The organism is Haemophilus parahaemolyticus (assembly GCF_018373095.1).
GTDB lineage: Bacteria > Pseudomonadota > Gammaproteobacteria > Enterobacterales > Pasteurellaceae > Haemophilus_A > Haemophilus_A parahaemolyticus_A.
The window spans coordinates 22759-29057 of record NZ_JAHAHT010000011.1 but is presented as its reverse complement, the minus strand read 5'-3'; the positions used below and the strand labels follow the sequence as shown (position 1 = coordinate 29057).

At 38.0% G+C, this 6299-nt stretch carries 8 protein-coding genes and 1 pseudogene; 8 read left to right on the top strand and 1 reads right to left on the bottom strand.

Going from position 1 to position 6299, the window contains the following annotated elements:
* The 5 genes from rpsC to KH943_RS02510 all read left to right on the top strand — a co-directional run.
* The coding region (gene rpsC, locus KH943_RS02530; protein ID WP_304107202.1) for a 30S ribosomal protein S3 at window positions 1-633 on the top strand (633 nt) is incomplete at its 5' end.
* 13 nt (window positions 634-646) lie between these two features.
* Window positions 647-1057, top strand: a complete 411-nt coding sequence (gene rplP, locus KH943_RS02525; RefSeq protein WP_005706445.1) for a 50S ribosomal protein L16 — start codon at window positions 647-649, stop codon at window positions 1055-1057.
* On the top strand, window positions 1057-1248 hold the full coding sequence (gene rpmC, locus KH943_RS02520; RefSeq protein ID WP_005706394.1) for a 50S ribosomal protein L29: 192 nt from the start codon (window positions 1057-1059) through the stop codon (window positions 1246-1248). Before rplP ends, rpmC begins: the two co-directional genes overlap by 1 nt.
* Window positions 1248-1502, top strand: a complete 255-nt coding sequence (rpsQ, locus tag KH943_RS02515; RefSeq protein WP_005706413.1) for a 30S ribosomal protein S17 — start codon at window positions 1248-1250, stop codon at window positions 1500-1502. The genes rpmC and rpsQ overlap by 1 nt, the downstream gene beginning before the upstream one ends.
* A gap of 312 nt (window positions 1503-1814) precedes the next feature.
* A complete protein-coding gene (locus KH943_RS02510; RefSeq protein WP_304107195.1) occupies window positions 1815-2027 on the top strand; it encodes a hypothetical protein in 213 nt (70 codons plus the stop codon).
* Window positions 2028-2107: 80 nt separating this feature from the next.
* Here the strand turns inward: KH943_RS02510 and KH943_RS02505 are convergent.
* Window positions 2108-2344: pseudogene (locus tag KH943_RS02505) on the bottom strand (glutamine--fructose-6-phosphate transaminase (isomerizing)); the annotation flags it as partial.
* Between the two features lie 351 nt (window positions 2345-2695).
* On the opposite strand from KH943_RS02505, the gene KH943_RS02500 reads away from it, so the two are divergent.
* The 3 genes from KH943_RS02500 to araH all read left to right on the top strand — a co-directional run bounded on the left by KH943_RS02500 (window position 2696) and on the right by araH (window position 6293).
* Complete coding sequence (locus KH943_RS02500; RefSeq protein ID WP_304107192.1) at window positions 2696-3709, top strand: arabinose ABC transporter substrate-binding protein; 1014 nt, start codon at window positions 2696-2698, stop codon at window positions 3707-3709.
* Between the two features lie 76 nt (window positions 3710-3785).
* A complete protein-coding gene (araG, locus tag KH943_RS02495) occupies window positions 3786-5279 on the top strand; it encodes an L-arabinose ABC transporter ATP-binding protein AraG (RefSeq protein ID WP_304107190.1) in 1494 nt (497 codons plus the stop codon).
* 39 nt (window positions 5280-5318) lie between these two features.
* Entirely contained in the window at window positions 5319-6293 is a 975-nt protein-coding gene (gene araH / locus KH943_RS02490) for an L-arabinose ABC transporter permease AraH (protein ID WP_304107187.1), read from the top strand.
* Window positions 6294-6299 lie beyond the last annotated feature (6 nt).

The following is a 6299-nucleotide window of genomic DNA, read 5'->3' as shown; positions in this document are numbered from 1 at the left end:
ACACAAGATTTCGCTGATAACTTAGACGGCGACTTCAAAGTACGTAAATTCTTAAACAAAGAGTTAGCGAACGCTTCAGTATCACGTATCACTATTGAACGTCCTGCGAAAAGCATTCGTGTAACTATCCACACAGCTCGTCCTGGTATCGTTATCGGTAAAAAAGGCGAAGATGTTGAAAAATTACGTAACGCAGTAGCGAAAATCGCAGGCGTTCCAGCACAAATCAACATCGCTGAAGTGAAAAAACCAGAGCTAGATGCAAAATTAGTAGCAGATAGCATCGCTTCTCAACTTGAGCGTCGTGTTATGTTCCGCCGTGCTATGAAACGTGCAGTACAAAACGCAATGAAATTAGGTGCTAAAGGTATCAAAGTTGAAGTTAGCGGTCGTTTAGGTGGTGCAGAAATTGCTCGCTCAGAATGGTATCGTGAAGGTCGTGTACCTCTACATACTCTTCGTGCAGACATCGATTATAACACTGCAGAAGCTCACACAACTTACGGCGTAATTGGCGTTAAAGTGTGGATCTTCAAAGGTGAAATTCTTGGTGGTATGGCGGCAGTGATCGAATCTGAAAAAGAACCAGCGGCACAGCCTAAAAAGGCGCCACGTGGCAAAGGTCGTAAATAAGGAGAATCACTGAATGTTACAACCAAAACGCACAAAATTCCGTAAAGTACACAAAGGCCGTAACCGTGGTATCGCGGGCGGTACTGAAGTGAGCTTCGGTACATTCGGTTTAAAAGCAGTTGGTCGTGGTCGTTTAACAGCACGTCAAATTGAAGCAGCGCGTCGTGCGATGACTCGTGCAGTTAAACGTCAAGGTAAAATCTGGATCCGTGTGTTCCCAGACAAACCAATTACTGAAAAACCATTAGAAGTCCGTATGGGTAAAGGTAAAGGTAACGTTGAGTACTGGGTAGCTTTAATCCAACCGGGTAAAGTATTATATGAAATGGATGGTGTTTCTGAAGAAATCGCACGTCAAGCATTTGCATTAGCGGCAGCGAAATTACCAATGAAAACCACATTTGTAACTAAGACGGTGATGTAATGAAAGCTCAAGAACTACGTAATAAAAATGTTGAAGAGCTGAATGCTGAGTTAGTAAACCTTTTAGGTGAACAATTCAAATTGCGTATGCAAGCAGCCACCGGTCAGCTTCAACAAACCCACCAGTTAAAACAAGTGCGTCGTAGTATTGCACAAGTTAAAACTGTATTAACCGAGAAGGCGGGTGAGTAATGACTGATAAAATTCGCACAGTACAAGGTAAAGTAGTCAGCGACAAAATGGACAAATCATTTGTTGTTGCGATTGAACGCACGGTAAAACACCCGTTATACGGTAAATTTATCCGTCGTACAACTAAATTACACGTACACGATGAAAACAACGAAGCTAAATTAGGTGATGTAGTTGAAATCAAGGAATGTCGTCCTGTTTCAAAAACAAAAGCACACACTTTAGTTCGTGTTGTTGAGAAAGCAGTAGCTTAATCAGCAAATCAATATTAAGCCCTCTAGCAGCAATGCTGGAGGGTTTTTTTATGCCTGATTTTCCAAAGAAGTATACTTCTTTTACTTGTTATTGACATAACAAGTAAAACATATTGAAGAACAACTTATAAGGAAGAAATTATGTAAGGTACAATTAATCTACCTCATACTTGCCCTAAATGTGGCGCAACAGCTCATACAGCACAAGAGTTACAAGAAAAATTTGGCTATCGTACAATTAATACTGGTTCTGCGACTAATCAGAGCTGGTGTAAAAAATGCCGTTCATAATTATCTAATATGGGTAGATATATGAAAAAAACGAGTGATGATCTTCTTATTGACCTCTTTTCTTTACTTTGGAAAGGCGGTGTAGCTGTTTATAAGACTTTTGCTGGATCCTCTGAGTCAGGAAAAGAAGCTAGAGATAATGCAAAACGTGAGTTTGAAACTAAATCTGCTGAATGGCGAGAAGCTAGAGATGAGCTTGAAAAACTAAAACAGGAACGAGAACGAAATAAATAAGTTCTTAATTAAAAGTGGTCATTTTCCTCAGCGATTTTGCAAATGACATTGGGAAAATGACCGCTTGTTTTATTCTTTAATTACTCAACCGTCACCGATTTCGCGAGGTTACGTGGTTGATCTACATCAGTCTCTTTAATTAACGCAATGTGGTATGAGAGTAGTTGAAGTGGTACGGTGTAGAAAATTGGAGCAGTTACTTCATCAACTTTCGGGAACACCAAAGTTTTGTAGCCTAAGCCTGCATCGTGGTCGGCGAAGATAAATAATTGACCGCCGCGTGCTTTCACTTCTTCAATGTTAGATTTCATTTTTTCCGATTGCCTTGCTTCCTCCTTCGTTATGGTTTAACCAATCAAACTTTTTCCCGCCGACGCTTGCCGATTGGAGTTGGATTGTGGTGTACGGTGTGGGGCGGGCTTAACACTGTTGGTGATTTATTTGTGCTCAAGAAAGTACAAAATAAGGCGAACACGATGTTCGCTTTTTTTATAGGAGTTATTTGCTGAATATATGGAGTAAATTGCTATAAATTTATAATGTGATCTAGATCTCCTTTTTTGCATAAAAAATCTATTATGATGATTTTGCTTTATCAATAAGCAATATAATCGGTGATATTAACTCATTGATTTAATTAAATAATTTAAGTAAATAGGAGAATCAATATGAGATTTACTAAAAGAACTTTTCTTAAATCAGTTATGGCAACTGCGGTACTCTCTGTTGCTGGATTAAGCTCCAATCTAGCATATTCTAGCTCTCCAGAAACAATTAAGTTAGGTTATTTGGTTAAACAACCTGAAGAGCCTTGGTTCCAAACAGAATGGGCTTTTGCAGATAAAGCTGCGAAAGATATAGGTAATTTAGAAATCATAAAAATGGCAATTCCTGATGGCGAAAAAACATTAAATGCCATCGATAATTTAGCTGCAAGCGGTGCAAAAGGGTTTGTGATTTGCACACCTGATCCACGTTTAGGACCTGCGATTATGGCGAAAGCGCGTTCTTATGATTTAAAAGTGATTGCGGTGGATGATCAATTCTTAAATGCAGCAGGCCAACCAATGACAAAAGTTCCTCTGATTATGATGGCTGCAACAGAAATTGGTGAGCGTCAAGGTCAAGAATTATATAAAGAGATGCAGAATCGAGGATGGGATGTAAAAGATACTGCAGTATTGGCTATTACAGCAGATGAATTAGATACTGCTCGCAGACGTACGGAAGGAGCCATTTCTGCTTTAATCAAAGATGGATTCCCTGAAAAACAAATTTATAAATCACCGACTAAAAGCAATGATATTCCAGGTGCATTAGATGCAGCCAATTCTATGTTAGTACAACATCCTGAAGTGAAAAATTGGCTGATTGTTGGTATGAATGACAACACGGTGTTAGGTGGAGTGCGTGCTACAGAAGGGCAAGGATTTAAACCTGAAAATGTTGTTGGTATTGGGATTAATGGCGTGGATGCGGTGAATGAGCTTTCTAAACCAAATGCAACAGGATTTATTGGCTCTTTATTACCAAGTCCAGATGTTCATGGATATAGCAGTACTGAAGCATTATATAAATGGGTAAAAGATGGTGTTGAGCCTGAAAAATATGTTGCAGTAAAAGATGTTGTGTTCTTAAAACGCGATAATTTTAAAGAAGAACTTGCGAAAAAAGGTTTATAAGAGTTATAGCACTACTGGTATTCGGTTCTGAATACCAGTAGTACCTTTCTAAGTTAACTAGAAATAGGAGTTCGATATGCAGATTCCTTATTTAGAATTTGATGATATTAGTAAAACCTTCCCTGGTGTTAAAGCTTTGCAACATGTTTCATTTAAATGTTATGAAGGTAAAGTTCATGCATTAATGGGAGAAAATGGTGCAGGTAAATCAACATTGCTTAAGATTTTAAGCGGTAATTATTTGCCAACAGACGGTAAGTTATCGATTGGCGGCAAAATAATGACCTTTAAGAATACTAAAGAAGCTTTACTTGCAGGTGTTGCTATTATCTATCAAGAGCTGAATATTGTTCCAGAAATGACAGTGGCTGAAAACCTTTGTCTTGGGCAATTACCGAATGCATTTGGATTGGTCGATAAAAAGGAATTAGTTGCAAGGACACAGCGTTATTTAGATAAATTAGATCTCAATATCTCACCGAATACGCCATTAAAAGAGCTTTCTATCGGTCAGTGGCAAATGATTGAAATTGCGAAAGCGTTAAGTCGTGGAGCTAAGATCATTGCTTTTGATGAGCCGACTAGTAGTCTTTCAGCACCAGAAATTGAAAAGCTATTTAGCGTTATTAACGAGTTAAGATTGGAAGGTAAGGTTATTCTTTATGTTTCTCACCGTATGGAAGAGATTTTCCGTATTAGTGATGAAATTACTGTATTGAAAGATGGACAGTATGTCGAAACTTTTTCTGATTTGAGCAAAATTAATAACGATGTATTAGTTCGTAGCATGGTTGGGCGAAACCTTGGCGATATTTATAATTACCGTCCCCGTGAAATTGGAAAAACACGCCTAAAATTGACCGCTCTTAGTGGTACTAAACTCAAAGGTGACTTTAACTTAGACGTTAAAGCTGGTGAAATCCTAGGGTTATTTGGATTAGTAGGTGCAGGACGTTCAGAGTTATTAAAAATTATCTTTGGGGCAGATCCTATGACATCAGGAACGATTGAATTAGATGGGCAATCGGTCCGAATTAATAAACCGAAAGATGCGATAGAACAAGGGATTGTACTTTGTCCTGAAGATCGGAAAAAAGAAGGTATTATTCCAACCGCTGCTGTGGGTGAAAATATCAATATTAGTGCTCGCCGCTCTCATAATTTCTTGAAATTTATCATTAATGATAAATGGGAGAAGGAAAATGCGGAAAAACAACGTCGGCAGATGAATGTGAAAACCCCATCTATTGAGCAACTTATTGTTAATTTATCTGGTGGTAATCAACAAAAGGCAATTTTAGGGCGTTGGCTATCAGAAGATATTAAAGTGTTGTTATTAGATGAACCTACTCGAGGCATTGATGTTGGGGCAAAATCTGAAATTTATGACCTTATTTTTAAATTAGCTGATGAGAAATTAGCCATTGTTGTGGTATCGAGTGATTTACCAGAAGTTATTGGTTTATCCGATCGTATTATGGTCATGCGGGCCCAGAAAATTATGGGCATTGTAGAGCGTGAAGATGCTACCGAAGAAAATATTCTGAAGCTTGCAATGGTAGAAAGTTAAGCTGCTTAGTCTATAACAAGTTAATTTTGGAGATTTACTATGAGTAATGTAAATTCAATGGAAAAACGTAATGTCAGTTTGCTAAATAAAATCTGGAATTCCTATGGAATGTTGTTGATTTTCTTTGTTATTTTTATTGCTTCTTGTATTTTTATTCCTAATTTTGCAACGGCAATTAATATGAAAGGACTTGGTTTAGCAATTTCGATGAGCGGTATGGTTGCATGCGGCATGTTATTCTGCCTTGCTGCGGGTGAAATTGACTTGTCAGTTGCTTCTGTAATTGCTTGTGCAGGTGTTGTTACTGCTGTGGTGCTAAATCAAACACAGAATATTTTCTTTGGTGTTTCGGCTGGGTTAGGTTTAGGAGCATTAATTGGCTTGATCAACGGATTAGTGATTGCTAAATTAAAAATTAACTCTCTGATTACGACACTTGCAACGATGCAGATTGCTAGAGGTTTAGGTTATATTATTTCGGATGGTAAAGCGGTTGGTATTACGACTGAAGAATTTTTTGATATTGGTTACGAAGCTATTTTCGGTATTCCATTACCCATTATCTTTACGATTATCTGTATTGCCATTTTCGGTTTTCTATTAAGTAAAACGACTTACGGGCGTAATACATTGGCTATCGGGGGTAATGAAGAAGCATCTCGCTTGGCTGGAATTAATGTGGATCGTACTAAACTAATTATTTTTGTGTTGTCAGGCTTGGTTTCCGCTCTTGCTGGTGTGATTCTTGCAGCTCGTATGACAAGTGGACAACCGATGACATCAATTGGTTTTGAATTAGTCGCAATTTCAGCTTGTGTGCTTGGTGGCGTATCATTAAATGGTGGTGTGGCTAAAATTTCATTCATTATTGCAGGGGTATTAATTCTCGGTACTATCGAAAATGCGATGAATTTGTTGAATATCTCCCCATTTGCTCAATATGTTGTGCGTGGATTAATTTTGCTTATTGCGGTAATTTTTGATAAATATAAACAAAAATTCATCAACGTATAGCAAGAG

Bases quoted from the DNA above. Each gene is read 5' to 3' on its own strand.
- rpmC (WP_005706394.1), top strand. From the start codon at position 1,057: ATGAAAGCTCAAGAACTACGTAATAAAAATGTTGAAGAGCTGAATGCT.
- araG (WP_304107190.1), top strand. From the start codon at position 3,786: ATGCAGATTCCTTATTTAGAATTTGATGATATTAGTAAAACCTTCCCT.
- rpsQ (WP_005706413.1), top strand. From the start codon at position 1,248: ATGACTGATAAAATTCGCACAGTACAAGGTAAAGTAGTCAGCGACAAA.
- rplP (WP_005706445.1), top strand. From the start codon at position 647: ATGTTACAACCAAAACGCACAAAATTCCGTAAAGTACACAAAGGCCGT.
- araH (WP_304107187.1), top strand. From the start codon at position 5,319: ATGAGTAATGTAAATTCAATGGAAAAACGTAATGTCAGTTTGCTAAAT.
- KH943_RS02510 (WP_304107195.1), top strand. From the start codon at position 1,815: ATGAAAAAAACGAGTGATGATCTTCTTATTGACCTCTTTTCTTTACTT.
- KH943_RS02500 (WP_304107192.1), top strand. From the start codon at position 2,696: ATGAGATTTACTAAAAGAACTTTTCTTAAATCAGTTATGGCAACTGCG.